General features: G+C 59.1%; 1 protein-coding gene. It reads right to left on the bottom strand.

The features are described 5' to 3' along the window. Positions 1 to 4: 4 nt before the first annotated feature. The coding region (locus SB751_RS29835; RefSeq protein WP_410749003.1) for a hypothetical protein at positions 5 to 279 on the bottom strand (275 nt) is incomplete at its 5' end.

The raw sequence follows: 279 nt of genomic DNA, 5'->3' as shown, positions 1-279 counted from the left end.
CGCGTTAGCGGCCCCGCAGTTCGATGTCTGTGCGACGACGTGGTGTGCCGAGACGCATTCGCAAAAAGCCTGCATCTGCAGGCTTTTCTGCTTTCTGGCGCTGATGCAATGATCCCCCGTTGAGCCCACGGTCAGCCTCCTTGGCGCCGCGGGTTCTTTTTTTTCGCAGGTTCATCGACCTCGGGTGCGGCTGAGGACGATGAACCATGAAATCGCTTCTGATCATCTCGGCAAAGGGTAATTCGGGCAGGACGCTGCTGACCTGCCTGCTTGCCCGTC

This window comes from Cupriavidus sp. SIMBA_020 (genome assembly GCF_046535395.1).
Taxonomy (GTDB): Bacteria; Pseudomonadota; Gammaproteobacteria; order Burkholderiales; family Burkholderiaceae; genus Cupriavidus; species Cupriavidus campinensis.
This window is presented reverse-complemented; position numbering and strand designations above follow the sequence as displayed.